Annotated in this window: 19 protein-coding genes; 10 read left to right on the forward strand and 9 right to left on the reverse strand. The window is 41.6% G+C overall.

The features are described from left to right. Position 1 precedes the first annotated feature (1 nt). Positions 2 to 874, forward strand: a complete 873-nt coding sequence (locus MSC25_RS18530; protein ID WP_248444246.1) for a bile acid:sodium symporter family protein — start codon at positions 2 to 4, stop codon at positions 872 to 874. A gap of 58 nt (positions 875 to 932) precedes the next feature. On the opposite strand, the gene MSC25_RS18535 is transcribed toward MSC25_RS18530, so the two are convergent. Continuing rightward, positions 933 to 1,841 (reverse strand): LysR family transcriptional regulator, encoded by a 909-nt coding sequence (locus MSC25_RS18535; RefSeq protein WP_248444248.1) that lies wholly within the window; start codon positions 1,839 to 1,841, stop codon positions 933 to 935. A 115-nt stretch (positions 1,842 to 1,956) separates the two neighbouring features. Between MSC25_RS18535 and MSC25_RS18540 the strand changes: the two genes are divergently transcribed. The 5 genes from MSC25_RS18540 to MSC25_RS18560 are packed head-to-tail and all read left to right on the forward strand — an operon-like array spanning position 1,957 to position 6,555. Continuing rightward, on the forward strand, positions 1,957 to 3,177 hold the full coding sequence (locus MSC25_RS18540; RefSeq protein WP_248444250.1) for an acyl-CoA dehydrogenase family protein: 1,221 nt from the start codon (positions 1,957 to 1,959) through the stop codon (positions 3,175 to 3,177). A 9-nt stretch (positions 3,178 to 3,186) separates the two neighbouring features. Then, the gene (locus MSC25_RS18545; protein ID WP_248444252.1) at positions 3,187 to 4,008 is read left to right on the forward strand and encodes an SDR family oxidoreductase; all 822 of its coding nucleotides are present in this window, start codon (positions 3,187 to 3,189) and stop codon (positions 4,006 to 4,008) included. 12 nt (positions 4,009 to 4,020) lie between these two features. Next, complete coding sequence (locus MSC25_RS18550) at positions 4,021 to 5,094, forward strand: phosphotransferase family protein (protein ID WP_138579637.1); 1,074 nt, start codon at positions 4,021 to 4,023, stop codon at positions 5,092 to 5,094. After that, positions 5,094 to 5,798 (forward strand): histidine phosphatase family protein, encoded by a 705-nt coding sequence (locus tag MSC25_RS18555; RefSeq protein ID WP_024033017.1) that lies wholly within the window; start codon positions 5,094 to 5,096, stop codon positions 5,796 to 5,798. The genes MSC25_RS18550 and MSC25_RS18555 overlap by 1 nt, the downstream gene beginning before the upstream one ends. Positions 5,799 to 5,808: 10 nt before the next feature. Next, the gene (locus MSC25_RS18560; protein ID WP_248444253.1) at positions 5,809 to 6,555 is read left to right on the forward strand and encodes an SDR family oxidoreductase; all 747 of its coding nucleotides are present in this window, start codon (positions 5,809 to 5,811) and stop codon (positions 6,553 to 6,555) included. A gap of 89 nt (positions 6,556 to 6,644) precedes the next feature. Here MSC25_RS18560 and MSC25_RS18565 read toward each other — a convergent pair whose 3' ends face one another. Beyond that, on the reverse strand, positions 6,645 to 7,217 hold the full coding sequence (locus MSC25_RS18565; RefSeq protein ID WP_004586261.1) for a hypothetical protein: 573 nt from the start codon (positions 7,215 to 7,217) through the stop codon (positions 6,645 to 6,647). Positions 7,218 to 7,410: 193 nt separating this feature from the next. Between MSC25_RS18565 and arfB the strand changes: the two genes are divergently transcribed. Beyond that, positions 7,411 to 7,824, forward strand: coding sequence for an alternative ribosome rescue aminoacyl-tRNA hydrolase ArfB (arfB, locus tag MSC25_RS18570; RefSeq protein WP_024033019.1), 414 nt, complete (start codon positions 7,411 to 7,413; stop codon positions 7,822 to 7,824). Positions 7,825 to 7,905: 81 nt separating this feature from the next. Here the strand turns inward: arfB and MSC25_RS18575 are convergent, their stop codons facing one another. The 5 genes from MSC25_RS18575 to MSC25_RS18595 form a co-directional block, all read right to left on the reverse strand. Then, the gene (locus MSC25_RS18575) at positions 7,906 to 8,955 is read right to left on the reverse strand and encodes a DUF2955 domain-containing protein (protein ID WP_004586263.1); all 1,050 of its coding nucleotides are present in this window, start codon (positions 8,953 to 8,955) and stop codon (positions 7,906 to 7,908) included. A 10-nt stretch (positions 8,956 to 8,965) separates the two neighbouring features. After that, on the reverse strand, positions 8,966 to 10,030 hold the full coding sequence (locus MSC25_RS18580) for an HlyD family secretion protein (RefSeq protein ID WP_248444254.1): 1,065 nt from the start codon (positions 10,028 to 10,030) through the stop codon (positions 8,966 to 8,968). Positions 10,031 to 10,038: 8 nt separating this feature from the next. Continuing rightward, positions 10,039 to 10,512, reverse strand: coding sequence for a MarR family transcriptional regulator (locus MSC25_RS18585; RefSeq protein ID WP_248444255.1), 474 nt, complete (start codon positions 10,510 to 10,512; stop codon positions 10,039 to 10,041). A 119-nt stretch (positions 10,513 to 10,631) separates the two neighbouring features. Next, complete coding sequence (locus tag MSC25_RS18590; RefSeq protein WP_248444256.1) at positions 10,632 to 11,516, reverse strand: fused MFS/spermidine synthase; 885 nt, start codon at positions 11,514 to 11,516, stop codon at positions 10,632 to 10,634. Then, a complete protein-coding gene (locus MSC25_RS18595; protein ID WP_004586267.1) occupies positions 11,509 to 12,132 on the reverse strand; it encodes a fused MFS/spermidine synthase in 624 nt (207 codons plus the stop codon). The genes MSC25_RS18590 and MSC25_RS18595 overlap by 8 nt, the downstream gene beginning before the upstream one ends. A gap of 168 nt (positions 12,133 to 12,300) precedes the next feature. Here MSC25_RS18595 and MSC25_RS18600 point away from each other — a divergent pair, with 168 nt between their 5' ends. Then, positions 12,301 to 14,382 carry a TonB-dependent siderophore receptor gene (locus MSC25_RS18600; RefSeq protein ID WP_248444257.1) on the forward strand — a complete coding sequence of 694 codons (2,082 nt, stop codon included), beginning with the start codon at positions 12,301 to 12,303 and terminating at the stop codon, positions 14,380 to 14,382. Positions 14,383 to 14,457: 75 nt separating this feature from the next. Here the strand turns inward: MSC25_RS18600 and MSC25_RS18605 are convergent, their stop codons facing one another. Continuing rightward, a complete protein-coding gene (locus tag MSC25_RS18605; RefSeq protein ID WP_248444258.1) occupies positions 14,458 to 15,333 on the reverse strand; it encodes a LysR family transcriptional regulator in 876 nt (291 codons plus the stop codon). A gap of 107 nt (positions 15,334 to 15,440) precedes the next feature. On the opposite strand from MSC25_RS18605, the gene MSC25_RS18610 reads away from it, so the two are divergent. Next, positions 15,441 to 16,121, forward strand: coding sequence for a hypothetical protein (locus tag MSC25_RS18610; RefSeq protein WP_248444259.1), 681 nt, complete (start codon positions 15,441 to 15,443; stop codon positions 16,119 to 16,121). Positions 16,122 to 16,297: 176 nt separating this feature from the next. Here MSC25_RS18610 and MSC25_RS18615 read toward each other — a convergent pair whose 3' ends face one another. Then, positions 16,298 to 16,498: a gamma-glutamylcyclotransferase gene (locus MSC25_RS18615; protein ID WP_248444266.1), complete on the reverse strand. Its 201-nt coding sequence runs from the start codon at positions 16,496 to 16,498 to the stop codon at positions 16,298 to 16,300. Positions 16,499 to 16,671: 173 nt separating this feature from the next. Here MSC25_RS18615 and MSC25_RS18620 point away from each other — a divergent pair, with 173 nt between their 5' ends. Beyond that, positions 16,672 to 17,646, forward strand: coding sequence for a transposase (locus MSC25_RS18620; protein WP_248444268.1), 975 nt, complete (start codon positions 16,672 to 16,674; stop codon positions 17,644 to 17,646). The last annotated feature ends 400 nt before the right edge of the window (positions 17,647 to 18,046 follow it).

The raw sequence follows: 18,046 nt of genomic DNA on the forward strand, positions 1-18,046 counted from the left end.
TTTGAACGCATCATTTTTAACAGAAATCATACTCCCACTCGCCCTTGCCCTTATTATGTTTGGCATGGGGCTTGGGCTTACAGTTGGCGACTTTACGCGGCTTTTTAAAAAGCCCTTAGCAATTGCTATGGGCTTACTAGGCCAAATTATTGCCATGCCGCTACTGGCTTTAGGTTTGTGTTATTTACTTAATTTACCCACGCCTATAGCAATAGGGTTAATGATTTTAGCCGCGTGCCCAGGTGGTACTATGTCAAACGTAGTGAGCCAGCTGGCAAAGGCTAATTTAGCGCTTTCGGTAAGCTTAACCGCTGCCTCAACTGCTATTAGCATTATTACCACCCCGTTTATTATTGGCTTTGCCATGCACCAATTTGCGCCGCAAGACGATGCTAACTTTTCTATATTAACTACATCTCTTGGGCTGTTTGTCATTACCTTAGTGCCTGTTGCCATAGGTATAAGCCTGCGCCATTTTAAAAGCGAATTTGCGATTAAAAGCGAGCCGTTTTTTAGGCGTTTTTCGTTATTTTTTATGCTCGCCATGATAGCCGCGTTAGTAATAAAAGAACGCGCCTTACTCATAAGCTCGTTTGATGCTGTATTTTGGGCCTGCCTTGCATTAAATATTGGCTCAATGGTCATTGGCTTGCTCATAGCTAAGCTTTCAAATCTTAACCTGACCGATTCGCTTACACTTGGGATTGAGGTGGGTATTCAAAACGCATCGTTGGCTATTTTAATTGCTATAAGCTTTTTAAATAAGCCCGAATACGCAGTAACGGGCGGTGTATATGGCCTTGCCATGTTTATTGGGCCGCTATTATTAATTGCTGGGCTTAAGTTTAAAAACAAACGCTTTGTAAACGCTTAAAAAAACAACGCGAAGCGTCAAATTTAGTTCACTAAGTTTGGCGCTTTTTTTATAGCTATTAACGTTTAAAAATAGGCTGTACTTGCCCGCGTAACCATATTAAAGCGTCGTCTTTATCTGTACTTTGATGCCAGTATAAATGCTGATAAATAGCAGGCATAGTAGTGGGCACGGGGCGTGCTATTAGCGTGTCGTCTAGCAATTGACTGGCAACCATTGAAGGTAAAGTAAGTAAAAATGGCGCGTCTTTTATTACCTCTTTCGCGGCAAAATAATTTTGACAACGTATAGCCACCTGCCTATTAAAACTCAATTGCAATAACGCAATATCTTCAATAACAGTGCCGGTTGCTCGATTAGATACCGCAACATGCGTAGCCGCTAAATAATTGTCTATATTGAGTTGGTTTTTAAGCGGGTGGTTTTTTTTCATGAGTACACAAAAGTGATCACTTGAGAGAACAGCGTGGCTAATGGGCGCTTTTATTGGCCGTGCTACATCAATTGCCATATCTATTTGATGATTAGCTAATTGCTTATGCATATCTTCACGGCTTAATTTTACGCTCGCTAAGCTTGAATTGGGAGCATGTTTTGCCAGTGCAAGTTGCAATTTAGGCAAAACAATAGGCTCTATTGCATCGTGCAGGGCTATTTTAAAGGTTTGTGCAGTGGTCGCTAAATTAAAGTCACCGCAGGCTTGTAGCACTTGGCGTAATTTTTCGAGTAAATCTATTAGCTCAGGTGCCATACGTTGGCACGCAGGGGTGGGGAGCATTAATTGCCCTTGGCGCTCAAATAACGGATCGTTTAATACACTGCGCAAACGTTTTATAGCATGGCTGACTGCTGAGGGCGTTATGTATAGCACCTTTGCGGTTTCGCTCATGTTTTTTTCACGGTATAGGCATTCAAATATTTTAAGTAAATTTAAATCCAACTGTTGAATATTTTTAGCTTCAATCATTATTACCCGCTCACACTATGAATGTAATTCACACTTAACTGGTAATATATTTCATTTAATTCATTGGGGCGAATGTTTTATGCTGGGTTAACTAAAAAATAAACAGGCAACCCTAATGAACTTTGAGCCAAGCCAAAAAAGCCAAGACTACCTAAAGCGTGTAACCGCCTTTATGGATGAACACGTATTGCCTATTGAGCAAGCAGTAGTTGCGCATAACCATGCTAAAAATAATTCAAACAATTGGACCACTTGGCAACTAAGTGAGCACATTGAGCCATTAAAAGCGAAAGCAAAAGCCGCTGGCCTGTGGAACTTATTTTTACCCGATGCAGAACTAGCACAAGGCTTAACCTGCTTAGAGTACGCCCCTATTGCAGAGCAAATGGGTAAATGTTTATTTGCATCAGAAATATTTAATTGTAATGCCCCCGACACCGGCAATATGGAAGTGCTTTATCATTTTGCAAATGATGAGCAAAAACAGCAGTGGTTAACCCCATTATTAAATGGCGATATTCGCTCAGTATTTGCCATGACCGAGCCCGATGTCGCTTCATCAGATGCGACAAACATGCAAGCAACCATAGATGTTGATGGCGACGAGCTTATTTTAAATGGCAAAAAATGGTGGACCACCGGCCTCGGTCATCCTAATGCCCAGGTGGCTATTTTTATGGGGCTTTCTAACCCCGAAAACGATAAACACAGCCAGCATTCAATGGTACTTGTGCCGCTAAACACACCCGGTGTAAACATTAAGCGTATGCTAAGTGCCTGTGGCGATTTTGATGCCCCCTACGGCCACGGCGAAATGGAATTTAATAACGTACGCGTACCAAAACAAAATCTTATTTTAGGGTTAGGCAAAGGCTTTGCCATTGCACAAGGGCGCCTGGGGCCTGGGCGAATTCATCATTGTATGCGCGCAATTGGCGCAGCAGAGCGCTGTTTAGAGCTCATGATTAAACGCGGGCTGTCGCGCAGCGCTTTTGGTAAACCCTTACTTAAATTAGGCGGTAATTTGGAACGCGTAGCGCAAGCGCGTATGGCAATAGATCAAGCCCGTTTATTAACCCTGCACGCGGCATGGAAAATAGACACCAAAGGCGTTAAACACGCCATGACCGAAATATCGAGCATAAAAGTAGTAGTGCCTAATATGCTGCAAATGGTCTCAGATATGGCAATACAAGTGTTTGGTGGCGCTGGGGTGTCGAGCGACTTTCCTATTGCCTCGTTTAATGCAATGGGGCGTATTTTACGCCTTGCAGATGGCCCAGACGAAGTACATATGGGCATGGTTTCGCGCCTTGAACTTAACAAATATCGCTAAGGCAACACCATGAAAACACGACTAATAATAACAGGTGGAGCCACAGGGCTAGGTAAAGCGTTAGCCCTGAGTTACGCAAGTAATTTGGGCGCTAACTTACAAATTTGTATTGCCGATATAAACGCCGAGCGTGCAGCCACAACCATTAGTGAGCTGCAAGCACTAAAAAGCGATGCCTTTTTTTACGCCTGTGATGTAACCAAGCAAGCAGATGTAAAGGGGCTTTACGATATTATCCAAACCAAGTGGCAGGGCGTAGATATTGTTATAAATAATGCAGGCGTTGCCACGGGCGGCTCGCTTGAGGGCGAATCGCTTGAGCAATGGCAGTGGATTATGGATATTAATTTGCTCTCTATGGTGCGGGTGTGCCAAACGTTTTACCCCGCCTTTGTGCAACAAGGCGGTGGCTACTTTATTAATATAGCCTCACAAGCAGGGCTTACCCCTATTCCGTTTATGAGCAGTTATAACGCCGTAAAAGCGGCGGTTATAGGCTTTAGCGAAACCCTAAAGCTCGAACTCGCCCACGATAATATAGATGTAAGTGTTGTGTGCCCGAGCTTTTTTAAAACCAATCTTGATGAATCCATGCGCACCAGCGAGCCGGCCATGAAAACCATGCTTAACCGTGCCTTTGAGCGCTCCCCCATAAACGCAGAGCAAGTTGCCGATATTATTTATCAGCAGTCGCTTAAGCGTCCATTTTTAATTTTGACCCATAAATTAGGTAAACAGGCCTTTTTAATGAAAAAACTACTCCCCGTTGAGTGGTACATTAAAAACATGTTGAAAAAAACACGCTCTATGCAACGTTTAAAATCAAAATAATAAAGGCTAGCAATGAACACACAATTATTAGATCAAGCCAAAAACGTACGCCAAGGCGAAGAGCTCGACACACAAAAAGTAGATGCCTGGCTTAAACAGCACCTTACACAGTTAACTGGCGAGCCAAGTGTTACTCAATACGCAGGGGGGGCATCAAACTGGACCTACTGCCTAGAGTACCCAGAGCAATCGCTTATATTACGCCGTGCGCCCAAAGGCACCAAAGCCAAAGGCGCACACGATATGGCCCGTGAATATAAGCTGCAGCAAGCGCTAAAACCAGTTTACAGCTATGTGCCAAATATGGAGGCGTTTTGCGACGATGAAAACATACTCGGCACCGACTTTTACGTTATGGAAAAGCTTACGGGGATAATTCCGCGTAAAAATTTACCACGCGGATTAACCCCCACGCCCGAGCGCACCAAAAAGCTGTGCGAAAACGTACTCGACTGCCTAGTAGAGTTACACAAAGTAGATTACAAACAGGCCAATTTAAGCCATTTAGGCAAAGGCGAAGGCTACACCCAGCGTCAAATTAGCGGCTGGAGCGAGCGCTTTACTAAAGCCAAAACCTGGAATGTACCCAGCGGTAAAAAAGTCATTAAGTGGCTTGAAAACAACATGCCAAGTAACGAGCGTATTTGCATAACACATAACGATTTTAGGTTTGATAACGTTGTGCTTGATGCAAACGACTACACCAACGTACTGGGTATTTTAGATTGGGAACTTGCCACACTTGGCGACCCACTTATGGATTTGGGCAATACATTGGCTTACTGGGTAGAGCCAGGAGATGACTTTTTAGCCCAAGCCACGCGCCGTCAACCCACTCACTTAGAGGGCATGCTAACGCGCAAAGAAGTGGTGGCCTACTACTGTAAAAAAATGAATATAACCGTAGATGACTTTACCTTTTACGAAGTGTACGGGCTATTTAGACTTGCCGGCATTGTGCAGCAAATTTATTACCGCTATCACCATGGGCAAACTAAAAACCCCGCCTTTAAACACTTTTGGGTGTTTGTACATTACCTTTTATGGCGCTGTAAAAAAGCCATTAACAACCAAGGTAAAGTCTAATGTGTATTTTATATTTAGTACGCCACGGGCAGGCCAGTTTTTCGGCTGATAATTACGATACGCTCTCAACAAAAGGGCAACAGCAAGCCACACTACTGGGTGAATATTTAGCACAAAAGCAGCTTACGCCCGATGCTGTATTTGCAGGCAGTATGCTGCGCCATAATCAAACCGCAGAGCTGAGTTTAGCAAGTGCTAATAATACGCCAGTGGTAATAAACGATGCGCGATTAAACGAGTACGATCACGAACATATTTTAGCGGTTTATAACCCACAGCTTGCCACCCCAAGCCAAGTTCGCGCGGCACTTAGCAAGCAAGCCGAGCCTATGGAATACTTTAAAACGGTATTTATTAGCGCCATACAGCAATGGGTACTCAATCCCGACAGCACTCAATATAACGAAAGCTTTAATGCATTTACTGCGCGTGTACTTGGCGCGCTTGAACAAATAGCCAATGAAAACCACGGTAAAAAGGTACTTATTTATACCTCTGGCGGGCCTATTAGCATTATAACCAGCCATTTAATGGGGCTAAAGCTCGAGCGCTTTATTGATATTAATTGGAGCTTAGTAAACGCAGGCGTAACCAAAGTAGTGGCGCGCGGCAAAGGAAAAAATCAAAAATTAACGATAAGTAGTTTAAACGAGCATCACTTTTTAGAGTGCCACCCACAACAAAAATTAATTACATACACCTAAGGATCTAATTATGCGCAAAAACATACTAATAACAGGTGCAAGTTCAGGCTTAGGCAAAGGCATGGCAAAAGAGTTTGCAAAACAAGGTTGTAACCTTGCTTTATGTGCTCGGCGCTTTGAGCTATTAGAGCAGCTAAAAAGTGAGCTTGAACAAATAAACCCAAATATAACCATTAGTATAAAAGTGCTTGATGTTAACGACCACGAGCAAGTATTTAGCGTATTTAACGCCTTTAAAGATGAGCTTAACGGCCTTGATAGAGTGATTATAAACGCTGGTATGGGCAAAGGGGCTTCTATTGGTACAGGTTATTTTAATGCCAACAAACAAACCGCACAAACTAACTTTGTGGCCGCACTTGCGCAGGCTGAGGCCGCAATGGAAATTTTTAGAGCGCAAAACCATGGTCATTTAGTGACTATTTCATCTATTAGTGCTGTACGTGGTTTTAGGCGCGCCATGACCGTTTACGCCGCCACTAAAGCGGCTATTACCTCATTAAGTGAAGGCATACGCATAGATGTAATGCACATGCCTATAAAAGTAAGCTGCGTACACCCAGGTTTTATAAGAAGCGAAATAAACGAAAAAGTAAAAACAGTGCCGTTTATTGTTGATACCGAAACTGGCTGCAAAGCACTGGTAAAAGCAATAAATAAAGAAAAAGCCAACAGCTTTGTGCCAAGCTGGCCGTGGGCATTCCTGCATTGGATTTTACGAATAGCACCACTAAGTACAATTCGTAAAATGTCGTAAGGTTTTTAAATTTTAGGCATTAAAAAAGGTGGCAAATGCCACCTTTTATATACGTTTTTACTTAACCTAGGTTTAGGTTATTTGTAAAATTATAGTAGAGCAAAGATCTTTTGCAGCTGTGGCATGTACTCGCTCACAAGCTCAAGGTTGTTTTCGCTTACTAGTGGGTCTGTAGATTCTTCAGCCGCGCTTGAAGCCTTACCAAACGAGCCCATTAACGAGCTAGCGTCACTGCTTTTAGCACTTTTAAGGCTTTGCAGGCCACCCATTACTTTATTTGCTGTTTCTTGGTTTTCAGCTGAAAGACCCGATTTAAGGTTTTCGATGTAAGCCATAGATACTTCTGAGCCAACAGATACTAACTCTTCCGGCGAAAAACCGTAACGGTTAGTAATATCGGCAAAGCTTTTATATAAGCCTTGCTCTTTAATCATGCTTAATGCGCTATTAGCAAGAGAGCTTTGCTCTTCAACATTTTGATCAGCAGAGCCACCTAGCATGCTTGCTAAATCTAGGTTTTTTAACGAATCTTGGCTGCTAGCCCAGCTAGAAACAGCCGGCAGTGCTTTCATGTAGCTTTGTAATTGGCCTTCGCTAATATCTTCTGCAAGGCTTGAAAAACTCATTGCTAATAAGCTAAGTGATAAAATTATTTTTTTCATTGGGCGTTTCCTATTATTTAATTAAAGCCATTAAAAACTAAATGTAAGCGCTTGCCAATACATAACTAAAGTATTAGGTGTAATTAGGCTATAAAGTAGTATAAATGCTTTAAAGTTCTATAACTTAAGCTGATTCAGCACAAATATAGTTACAAATGTTATACTGCATTTTTGTCGATAAGAGCTGAACGTAATGTTAACTATTTCAAATACTGTCACTATAGATGAATGGGAACTAGAGCTCACTGCTATACGTTCGCAAGGTGCCGGTGGCCAAAACGTTAACAAAGTAGCCAGCGCCATTCATTTACGCTTTGATATTAACCGCTCAAAGTTACCCGATTTTTACAAAGAACGTCTATTAAAGCTAAACGACTCTCGGATCACCAAAGAGGGCGTGGTGGTAATTAAAGCCCAAAGCTTTCGCACCCAAGAGCTTAACCGAGAAGATGCACTAAAACGTTTAAAAGATTTAATTTTAAGTGCAACTAAGGTAAACAAAGCCCGCCGCGCAACCAAGCCAAGCCGTAACTCGCAGCGCAAGCGCATGGATAAAAAAACCAAACATGGGCAAACCAAAGCCCTGCGCGGTAACATTAAGTTATAACTCACTAAGTTTATAAGGCTTTACAGTAAAGTATGCTTAATTTACGCCTACAGCTAATAGTTAAGCGTAGGCGTGAGTGGGTTATTCGTAGGTATGATGGCGGGTGGCACTAAAGCGATTTAATATATGGTGCATTACATACACCGCAGATAAACTAGCCACAATAGCCACCGCAACAGAGCTAAAGCGATACATGGCGCTATAAACAAGGTCTTGCCCAGGGCCTAGAGAGTTGCCAAACAAAATACCAAACGTGGTTAACACACCAAATCCTATGCCTGGTGCGCCGCCACCAATAATATGAAAACGGCTAAATACAAACGATAACGTCCACAGTATAAGCACCGGAAACAATAAAAAGTCAGAGTGATTATACAATAACACTTGCGCCAACAATGCGGCATTACAGCCAATTAATGTACCAATAGCGCGCTGCCAACCGGCCATACCTGCGGCTTTCCAGCACAGCGAAAACAAAATTAATACCGATGAGGCTTGCGCCGATATTGAATCTTGTAAATCGAGGACTTGAAACGCCACAAACGAAAGCGTAGCAACCGTTGCGCATAATAATACCTCATGGCGAATGCTTTCTTTGGCTTTAGCGGGTACCGCTCTCACGGCACGCGCGGTTACATCAGGAAAAACACCATGCATAACAAACGCTATAACAATAGAGAGAACAGTAGCCAAACCATTACTTAAAATAAGCGGGTATACACTACTTGTACCGGTTACATAGCTTGAAAAGTGCAGCTGAATCGACAACCCAACCACGCCTAGTGCGCCAAATAAAAAAGCCGCACCTGAGCTCATTTGATAAAACAAAAAGCAAAACGCTAAAAATACGATAATGGTCATCAGTACCGGAAGGTGCGAAAACAAGCCCTGCATAATTAAAACCATTGGAATACTAATGGCGGCACTGGCTAAAAACTGGCGCACAATGCTTTTATTTAACACCGGCACTAAACCAAGTAGCAACATGGGGTAAACAGTAAAAAATATACCGTATGGCCAGTTCATTAATTTACTAATAGTAAACCCTATAGTGCAACCACCGGCTATGCGCAACGCTTGGCGTAAACCGTTTGAGTCTAATTGCGGTGCTTGGCTAACAGCTTGAGTCATACGGCCTCCATTAATAAATGTAGTGTAGCCAGCTAATAAACCTAATTTGAGCCGACGCTAACCATTGCCCAATTGTTGACTCTGGCAATAGTTGCACAGTGGCACGCGCACCACTTGGCATATTAGCAATTAATTTAGCGTTATCTGGCATCACTAAATGAATACGCTGGCGCTGAGCATCGCGCACCCAACGATTACTGGTTTCGGTACTACTAAGCGAGCCATTTGCACTGAGTTGGCCATCGCTTACGCCTGCCTCAAACGTGCTTATATGCGCGTTGTAAACCTCACCTGGGCGGCTATCAAATACCACTTGCGCCAAACTACCTGGTTTCATATTTAGTAATGATTTTTCTCTAAAATCGGCAACAAGGTCGGCCTTATTAGCCACAATAGCTAAAAGCGGGCTACCCGCTACCGCATATGCGCCATCAAGTAGTTGTAAGTTAGAAACCACACCAGCGCTTAGCGCACGTACTTGGGTGTACGATAAGTTAAGCTCGGCTTGTGCTAATTGGTTTGCAGCATGGCGAAGCGCTAAGTTTTGCGCGCCGCTTTCGCCACGGGCAAGTATGGCTTCTGCCAATTGCGCTTCTAATGAGGCGACATTTGATTTACTTGCTTGAAAGTTAGCTTTAATGCTTTCAAGCTCTTGCTCTGAAATAGAGCGCTGCTTAAATAATGCTTCGCCACGGTTATTTAGTAATTGCTGTTCGTGCAGCTTTGCCTTGGCCGCCGAAATTTGCGCCTCCAGTGCTTTTACATTGGTGTCTAAACGTTTGTTTTGTAATTTGGCGTCATCAAGGGCAAGCTGTGCCTGCTCTAGCGCTAATTTATAAGGGCCTGAGTCTATTTCAAACAATACATCGCCAGCCTTTACGGTTTGATTATTATTAACCAATACCTTAGTAACACGGCCACTTATTTGCGGGGCAATTTGCACCACAGGATGATAAACCCGCGCTTGCGGCGTTACCGGCATAAACATGTCGGCAATTAAATAGTAAATAAATATAACAACAAAACCCGCTAACGAAAGCCTGACATAACGAGTAAATTTTTGATCTGGTGTCATTGTCTCTCTTACTCTTTACTTTGATTTTTAATACAGTTTAGTGCGTTTTTTTCCATATTGACGATGCCATATGCAAGCGCATCGAGTTGCTGTGTGCTTAGCCCGCTGTATAGCTGGCTTTTAATATCAATGAGTTTTTCGTTTAGCGACTGTAAAATTGCCCCACCTTGGTCGGTAAAGTAAATTTTTTTACTGCGTTTATCGTGCTCATCAACTTTACGGGTAATTAATAGCTGCTCTTCTAATTGCTTTAATGTGCGAGTAAGCGAGGGCATTTCTATTCCTAAACTCTGCGCAAGCTCAAGCTGCGTTATGCCCTCGCCCAACATATTTATATGGGTTAGCGCCGTCCAGCGCGATTGCGTAAGCCCTAAAGGTTCTACAGCTAAAGTGATGGCCTCGCGGCACAGCCTATGAACCCGCCCCATGTTACCAATAATGGTTAAATCGAGCGTTTCGTGAAAAGGTTTTTGAGTAGTCATAACCACCTCAAATTAGTTAGCATGCTAAGTATTTTAGCATTAGTTAGCGTGCTAAGTAAATGTTGAGGGGTGTTGCAAATAAAAAAGCCCCAATACTGGGGCTAAATAAATTTGTGGATTTAAAAATTAAGGAGGTTAGCAGGGGAGTACTGATCGGTAAGCACTTTTGTATTGGCAGGCCAATCTTGCTTGTTTTTGGTACTTTGCATATAGGTACTAATTGCTTTTAAATCTACATCGTATTTTTTTAAACGCGGGTTAAGTGCTTTAATACGCTGATTAATTTGCGCCTCAGTGGGCATAGAGTTTACACCCGCTAAAATAATACGGTTAGAGCGATTAGCACGGCTTACGTTAATAAAATCGCCAAACACGGCGTGGTAAGTTGCCGACTCATGTTCGTATAATTTACTGCTCGAAAACGTATTAGCGGCAATTACACCGCCCTCGGCCAATACGCTTTTTACCTCTTCAAAAAACTCTTTGGTGAGTAAGTGCTCAGGAATATAATCGCCGTTAAACGCATCAAGAATAATCCAATCGTACTTTTGCTTTTTAATGGCTGCGCGCTTTATAAATATACGCCCGTCTTGCACGCTTGAGGTGACCGTATCGTTTTCTATAAAGTTAAAATAGTTACGGGCTACTTTTAAAACGGCGGGATCTATTTCAACATTATGAATTTTAGCTGCAGGGTAAAGCGCATGAATGACATTAGAAAGCGTACCGCCACCTAGGCCAATAATAAGCACATTTTTAGGGTTGTCGGTTACTAAAAGGCTGGCAAACGTAAGTTTTGTATAATTAAAAACCAGTTTGTCGGGGTTGTTTTTGTACATACAACTTTGGCTGGTTTGGCTACTTTTTGTATTAAATTTTAAGCAGCGTAGGTCATGTGTTTCATCAACAATAATATTGCGATATAAAGAACGCTCCTCGTGCACTATATTACTGTGCGCCGCAACCGAAAACAGTACCGCTAAAAATAATAAACAGTTACGCATGGGCAAGCTCCTTATTACCAGCAAGGCTATTAACAGTAATTGCCAGCACGCCTAACAGGCCCAAGGTTAAAGCAAAGGCACTTATAATGGTGTTTACATCAAACGCCAGTACAAAGTAAAACGAGGTAATAATAGTCCCTAAGGCGCTGCCCAACGTGCTTACAAAATATAAAATACCCGCAACTTGGCCACTTTTATGGCTGTCGGTGACTAATAAACGCACCGAGTAAGGCGAGATCATGCCTAAAATAACGGTAGGAATAAAAAACAAAGCCGTAGAGGCAAGTAACGAGCCGTAGCGTGTATCTTCAATGTGGGTAAAAATAAATTCCATTATTGGCTGCGAAAAAAGCGCAATAGGCACCACCATAATACTGGCAGTTAAAAATATTAAGCCATATTTTGTAAGCGATGCATTTTTAGTACTTAGCTTACCGCCGAGTAAATACCCAAAAGAAAGGCTAAGCATAAATACGGTAATTATGCTGCCCCAAATGTGTACACTACTGCCAAAAAAAGGCGCTAAAATACGCCCGCCTAATAGCTCAATACCCATAATGCAAAAGCCACTGCAAAAGGCTAAAAAATAGATTAACGCGTTTGTTTTTATACTCATGTAATTATCGTTATGTAACCTAAAGAGATCTCCATACTAACGTGATGACAGGGCAGTCGCTAGTGCATTAATTAATCGCTCTGTGATTTTTTAAAAAGTTGTTTTGTTATAAAGTAACACATGTTAAACTTGTTGTTATAATATAACACCTTCGATTTCCCTATTATCATGAAGTATTCTTTAGTTTATTTAGCCTGCTTAGGCATAAGTGCGCAAACAGTGGCGCAAGAGCAAAACGACGAAATTGAAAAAATATCGGTTACTTATAAACAAGCATACCGTGGCGACATCCCTCAAAAGCAAATGCCGCAATCTATTGTAAGTGTTAGCAGTGCTGCGCTTGATCAAAAAGGCATTACTAAATTACAAGACGCACTCGATTTTTCGGCAAGTATTTCGCGCAAAAATAACAGTGGCGCACTATGGGATAGCTTTTCTATTCGGGGCCTTTCGGGTAACGAAAACATGCCATCGGGCTATTTAATTAATGGCTTTAGCGGTGGGCGTGGTTTTAGCGGCCCGCGTGATGTATCTAACATTGATTACATTGAAGTACTAAAAGGCCCAGGCTCAGCACTTTATGGGCGCTCAGAGCCTGGCGGTACTGTAAATATTGTGACTAAAAAGCCACAGTTTGAGCCGCAAGGTGAGCTAAAACTGAGTTTAGGCAGCGACAGTTTTAATCGCGTTGAAGGCGATTACACAAACGGCATTAACGACACCACCGCGTTTAGAATAAATGGCGCATGGCAAGATAGCGACAGCTACCGCGATGAGGTGTACACCAATAAAAAGGTAATTACGCCGTCTATTTATCATCAAATAAACGCATCAACCAGTGTGACTTATGAGTTTGAATACGTAGATTTAGCGCAGTTATTTGACCGTGGTGTTGTCGTACTTGATAACGATTTTGACACCGTACCAAGCTCGCGCTATTTAGGTAACCCAAACGATGGCGACACGCAGGTGTATTCGCGCGGGCACCAAATTACTGTAAATCACGATATTAACGATGAATGGTCGTTAGTGGCCGGTGCAAACTACCGCAGCTCTACGTTAACGGGGTTTTCGTCAGATGCTGAGCTTTCGCCATCGCGCCAATCGCTATTTGATGATGGCCGCACACTTACTCGCCAGCAGCGCTATCGCGACTACGAAGTAGAAGATTTAAGTGTAAAGTTTGAGCTAAGCGGCAGTGTAGACACAGCCGGTATTACGCATCATTTATTAATAGGTGCCGATGCATACAAGTACGATTTACGCACTGCGCTTTCTCGCTATCGAGGCGGTAACGGCACTTATACCGTTGATATTTTTGAGCCAAATTATGATGTAGAACGCCCAGCAGTAAGCCTGCTTTACGAAAACGACGAAGAGCAAAAAGCATACGGTATTTATGTTCAAGACCAAATGGATATTACCGATAAATTTAAGCTATTAGTGGGCCTAAGGTTTGACAGCGTTGACCAAGACATTTTAGAAACCAACAGCGGCGTGTTTTCAACCAGCTCTGAAAGCCAAGTAAGCCCTCGTGTTGGCGTAGTGTACGAGCTAAATAACGCAATCACTTTTTACAGCAGTTACTCAGAAGGCTTTTTACCACTGAGCGGCACAGATGCAAGCGGCGACCCGTTTGGCTTTGAATACAGTGACTCGTTTGAGGTTGGCACTAAGTTTGAATACTTAGGCATAAACGGTACTGTGGCATTTTTTGATGCGTCTAAAAGTAATATGTTAGTGGCAGACCCTGTAAACGTTGGATTTTCAGCGCCTATTGGTAAAGCCGATAGTAAAGGGTTTGAGCTTGATTTAAATACCTATATTACTGATGCAACGGCGTTTAACTTATCGTACGCCTATATAGATGCCACCACAGCAAACGACATTATTAATGCCGATTGGGGCGTGCCTATTGAAAAAGGCAGCCCGCTGGTAAATGTACCAAAAAATAACTTAAACCTTACGCTTAGCCACCAAACAGCATTAATGGGCAAAGAGCTTGAGTTTGGTGCAAATTACCAATACACCAGCAGCCGTTTAGGTGATGCCGCCGATTTAAGCTTTAGGTTACCGAGCTACCAATTAGTAGGCGTGTTTGGCAACGTTAACTTAACCGAGCAAACCGAGCTTAATATAAGTGTTAATAACATTTTTGATGAAGATTACGCCGAAAGCAGCTACAACGCTTTATGGGTTTACCCAGGTGCGCCAACTCAATTTAAAATGTCGTTAGCGTATAATTTTTAATAGCTAGCAAATTAAAGTTTTCATCCTAAAGCGTCTTAATGTAGTGGTTAAGGCGCTTTATATTTTTAAGCCCATTTATAAAGTGTGCATAAGTTTATTAAGCCAACCATCGGCCTTTGAAGGTTTGTATATCATTACAATGCTTTCACTGTAGTGACTGTTAACCCCCTTTACAGTTAATTTTGTAAGCCCTAAATCGTCAATCACAAAGTTAGGTAAATACGCCAACGCCAAGCCACTTTGAACCACCTCTATTAATGCACTGTAATCGCTACATCTAAATACAATATTACGCGGTGCAATATCATCTTGCCAGCCGTCGGAGCCTATACCTTGCTCGAGGCCGCACAGTGGTGAAAACAAAGGGCATGCAAAAGCAAGCTCTAGTAATTGGTTTTTATTAAGCGTTAAAGAGCCAGTTTGTACTAGCTGATGCGAAGCATGCGCAGCCACACTAAACCCAGTATTAAATACATCAACCGCCACTAAATTAGTATGTGAGCTGTTATTTAATGCCTCGCGAGTTACTAGCGCAATATGCGCAGCGCCTGATGCAACTTGGCTTATGGCTTCACCTTCAAACACATTATTAATACGTACCGAGCAGGGCAGGTTACTAAGGGGTGTAAGCAGCTTTTTAAGGCCACTTTTAAGTAAAATGGCAGGGCCTGCAATAACTGCATTAAATTTATGATTATCGCTTTTAAAACGGCTAATAAGCTGCTGGTAATTATGTACTAAATCACTACTGTGCTTAACAAACTCTTTGCCTTTATCATTAAGTACTAAGGTTTTGCCCACACGATTAAACAGCTCTGTGGCTAAGTTTGCCTCAACCTTTTTTAGCGTTTTAGACAGCGCCCCTGGGGTAATATTAAAATGCTTAGCGGTTGTGTGCAGGTTTTGCGAACCCGCCATATGGATTACTTTTTCAATGTCATCTAAATGCATAGCGCCAAACCCTGTTGATTAAAAGGAAACAACTAACAACTTATTATCGATTATTTATACATATAAAACAGCTTATAGTGACGCTATATTTATTTTTGAGCATTAACATGAAATACATACTGCTACTTTTTATTTTATTTTCAAGCGCAGCACTAGCAAGCGACCCTCAGCACAAGGCACACAACACACATAAAGCCCACAGCTATATGGGCTTTCATGGCATGGCGCTTATATTAGCCGGCGATAAAATACTTGCCAGCCACATGCCTTTATACGCCCCCCCACACAACTACCAAATAGTGTACGAAGTAACTACCAATGACACCCATCTTAAAATAATCAAAAAAGCACTGAACGAGTCACTAACAAAACAAACTCAGATCACCATTTTACCAACCAAATTTGATTTAAATTTATTAATAAATAAGCTGACACCCACATTAAATACCACTGTGTTTAATGGCCATTTTGAGCGCGGAGGTACGGCTTTGTTTTCGACAAAGCTGACCTTTAAAAATCCGTTATATGTAAAAAAGATCGCTATAACACAGCCTGAAAAAGAAGAGTTTGATTTAATAAAGGTTTCAGCAGAGCAGGGGTTGGTAATTCATAAAATACAAAGTAAACCAAGTTATGACTCACTCAGTTTAGTAGCACTAACTAACGGAAAATATAATGGCAAGTTAAAATGTGATGCGCCAGTAACCACAACGCTTGCAAGTAAGCTAAAGGCCTGTTTTAAAAGCGTACCAAGCTATTTAGAAACTCGCGATTTTGCAGTTAATTAAAAAATTCTAGCAGCGCTTTAGCTTAAAAAGCGCTGCTATATAGATTACTTAACGTTAAGAGCATATACATTTGCCTGAACGTATTCGCCGTTTAACAATTTTATTTGCGTTAAAATGCGTGAGTACGCATCGCCTTCAAATTCATCGAGCACATGCCAATGATCTTTTAAATTAGTTTAGCTAAACACATAGCCATTTATCTCTTGGCCTGTTTCGTCTAATACCAGTGCAGGAAAGCCCATTTTGGCGCCCCAGCCCTCGTTAATTAAATTGCCAACTACACTGCCTTGCTCAAACGTACCGCCAATATTGGCAAGAATATGTTCGTTCGGATGCCCTGGGCACAAGGTGCCATATACAAATAGCGCTTCTAACACGTAAACTCCTAAATTAAGGCTAATGATTATGTTTAACTAAGCTAAAGCTTAACTAAATATGAAAAAAATCCCGAGTGAAATTTTACTTTTTACAATGACACCCACCTTTATTTTTGCACTTTACGCAATAAGCATCTACTTTTTTAATTGGTTCATCAAAAGCTAGGTGCTACATGGCTATTGCAAGAAAACGCCAAATCAGTTTGGCAGATACAAAATATTATCACTGTATTTCGCGCTGTGTACGCCATGCCTATCTATGCGGCGAGGATTCATTAACGGGTAAATCCTACGAACATCGAAGGGGCTGGGTAGAACAAAAGCTATTTAGCCTCGCTAAAATATTTTGTATTGATATATGTGCTTACGCAGTTATGAGCAATCACACCCATATTGTGCTTTATGTTGATGATAAAAAAGCAAATAGATTAAATGACAAAGCCATAGTGCTGCGTTGGCATAAGCTTTGTAAAGGCACACCCCTTACACAAAAATTTTTACAAGGTGAGGCGCTTAGCAATACAGAGCGATACTTTTTAAGCCAAACTATTATTCAATACAGAGAAAGGTTATCTAGCATTAGCTGGTTTATGCGCGTTTTAAACGAACACATTGCTCGTAAAGCAAATAAAGAAGATAAATGCACTGGCCGATTTTGGGAAGGGCGATTTAAATCACAAGCTCTTCTCGATGAAGCAGCCCTTGCAGCTTGCATGGCTTACGTTGATTTAAACCCAATAAGAGCAAAAGTAGCTAAAACCCCCGAGTGCTCAAACTTCACCAGCGTGCAAAAGCGTATTCAGGGCGCTAAAAATGCAAAGCAACCCAAACAACTTTTAAAATTTGCAGGTAAGTCCCGTAAATTTATGCCAAAAGGTTTACCGTTCGAGCTTAAATATTACCTCGAATTAGTTGAGCTCACAGGGCGCATTATTCGCGATAACAAACCAGGTTTTATTGAAAACACACAGCTCCCTTTATTAGAAAGAGTAAACATATCGCCAGAGAATTGGTTAAAACTCACTACTGATTTTACACGCGTATTTCATGGCGCTGTAGGTAAGCCGCAATCACATGTAAGTTACTGCGAGCATTTAAATAAAAAGCGACGAGTTAATTTTAGTAATTGCGAAAAGCTACTAGCCTAAAAAACCCTTCTTTCATTTAAAAAACAGCCTAAATGCTGGTTTCAGCGTGCCCTAAATTTAGTTAACTACATAAATAGCAGCACATTTTTAAAATAACCGCAGTATATGCCTTTTAATATGCCTTGAGCTTACGTGTTTTTAAATTAGGCATTTAATTAAGTCGATTTTTTGAAATAATTAAAATGGGTGTCATCTTAAATAAATTATATTCTTGTGAAGAATTTAAGATGGGTGTCATTTTAATTCTTAATTTAACTACTAATTACATATTTGAAGTGGGTGTCATGTTAATTTTTTGAACTGCCAACTCAAAATTTATAGTGCCTAGATTCTAATTGGAAGTGCACCACCTAATTCATTATAGACTTCATTTGGTGTTTTAAATCCTAAACATTTTCTA

Origin of the sequence: Pseudoalteromonas sp. 1CM17D, assembly GCF_023161805.1 — a bacterium.
Taxonomy (GTDB): Bacteria; Pseudomonadota; Gammaproteobacteria; order Enterobacterales; family Alteromonadaceae; genus Pseudoalteromonas; species Pseudoalteromonas atlantica.

What these genes read in the sequence shown, in the direction of transcription:
- MSC25_RS18535 (WP_248444248.1), bottom strand. Translation starts at nt 1,841, where the DNA reads ATGATTGAAGCTAAAAATATTCAACAGTTGGATTTAAATTTACTTAAA.
- MSC25_RS18540 (WP_248444250.1), top strand. Translation starts at nt 1,957, where the DNA reads ATGAACTTTGAGCCAAGCCAAAAAAGCCAAGACTACCTAAAGCGTGTA.
- MSC25_RS18545 (WP_248444252.1), top strand. Translation starts at nt 3,187, where the DNA reads ATGAAAACACGACTAATAATAACAGGTGGAGCCACAGGGCTAGGTAAA.
- MSC25_RS18550 (WP_138579637.1), top strand. Translation starts at nt 4,021, where the DNA reads ATGAACACACAATTATTAGATCAAGCCAAAAACGTACGCCAAGGCGAA.
- MSC25_RS18555 (WP_024033017.1), top strand. Translation starts at nt 5,094, where the DNA reads ATGTGTATTTTATATTTAGTACGCCACGGGCAGGCCAGTTTTTCGGCT.
- MSC25_RS18560 (WP_248444253.1), top strand. Translation starts at nt 5,809, where the DNA reads ATGCGCAAAAACATACTAATAACAGGTGCAAGTTCAGGCTTAGGCAAA.
- MSC25_RS18565 (WP_004586261.1), bottom strand. Translation starts at nt 7,217, where the DNA reads ATGAAAAAAATAATTTTATCACTTAGCTTATTAGCAATGAGTTTTTCA.
- arfB (WP_024033019.1), top strand. Translation starts at nt 7,411, where the DNA reads ATGTTAACTATTTCAAATACTGTCACTATAGATGAATGGGAACTAGAG.
- MSC25_RS18575 (WP_004586263.1), bottom strand. Translation starts at nt 8,955, where the DNA reads ATGACTCAAGCTGTTAGCCAAGCACCGCAATTAGACTCAAACGGTTTA.
- MSC25_RS18580 (WP_248444254.1), bottom strand. Translation starts at nt 10,030, where the DNA reads ATGACACCAGATCAAAAATTTACTCGTTATGTCAGGCTTTCGTTAGCG.
- MSC25_RS18585 (WP_248444255.1), bottom strand. Translation starts at nt 10,512, where the DNA reads ATGACTACTCAAAAACCTTTTCACGAAACGCTCGATTTAACCATTATT.
- MSC25_RS18590 (WP_248444256.1), bottom strand. Translation starts at nt 11,516, where the DNA reads ATGCGTAACTGTTTATTATTTTTAGCGGTACTGTTTTCGGTTGCGGCG.
- MSC25_RS18595 (WP_004586267.1), bottom strand. Translation starts at nt 12,132, where the DNA reads ATGAGTATAAAAACAAACGCGTTAATCTATTTTTTAGCCTTTTGCAGT.
- MSC25_RS18600 (WP_248444257.1), top strand. Translation starts at nt 12,301, where the DNA reads ATGAAGTATTCTTTAGTTTATTTAGCCTGCTTAGGCATAAGTGCGCAA.
- MSC25_RS18605 (WP_248444258.1), bottom strand. Translation starts at nt 15,333, where the DNA reads ATGCATTTAGATGACATTGAAAAAGTAATCCATATGGCGGGTTCGCAA.
- MSC25_RS18610 (WP_248444259.1), top strand. Translation starts at nt 15,441, where the DNA reads ATGAAATACATACTGCTACTTTTTATTTTATTTTCAAGCGCAGCACTA.
- MSC25_RS18620 (WP_248444268.1), top strand. Translation starts at nt 16,672, where the DNA reads ATGGCTATTGCAAGAAAACGCCAAATCAGTTTGGCAGATACAAAATAT.